Here is a 443-nt window from a genome sequence, read left to right as displayed (position 1 = left end):
ACCCCACCCATCACGATCGGAACGACGATGCCGTAACGATCGGCGATCCGGCCCATCAGGATATTGCCGAAGCCGAATCCGAGCATGACGGCGGTATAGGGCAGCGAAGCGCCCGCCCGCGCCGTGCCGAACTCAGCCTGAACGGAGGGAAGCACGACGACCACCGACCAGGTGCCGACGCAGGCGACGGTGCCGACGAGCAGCGCCATCGCCAGCCGCAGCCAGGCATAGGAGGAATCAGGCGCGTAGCGCTCGTGCTGGAGAGACATGTTTCCTCGCCGGCCGATTTCGGAGAACGGCTCTCTTATGACGCGGCGATGATTAGGCACCGCGAACCCACGCGGCAAGCGCGCCGGCCGCAGTGGGGCACGGCGTCGGCAGCGCGACGCGGCAGTTCCGGCACGCCAAAGGCTGATGGCGCGCGGGGTGCCTAACCCTCAGCC

1 protein-coding gene is annotated in these 443 nt (G+C 67.7%); it reads right to left on the bottom strand.

Features of this window, described 5'->3' with window-relative positions:
- Positions 1-269 (bottom strand): hypothetical protein (locus AB4Y92_RS25865; RefSeq protein ID WP_441822221.1); only part of this gene is annotated, 269 nt, incomplete at its 3' end.
- Positions 270-443: the final 174 nt, after the last annotated feature.

The sequence above is a fragment of the Lysobacter sp. TAB13 genome (assembly GCF_052113885.1).
Classification (GTDB): domain Bacteria; phylum Pseudomonadota; class Gammaproteobacteria; order Xanthomonadales; family Xanthomonadaceae; genus Lysobacter; species Lysobacter gummosus.
Note: the sequence above shows the minus strand (reverse complement) of the source record. Positions and strands in the feature narration are given on the sequence as shown.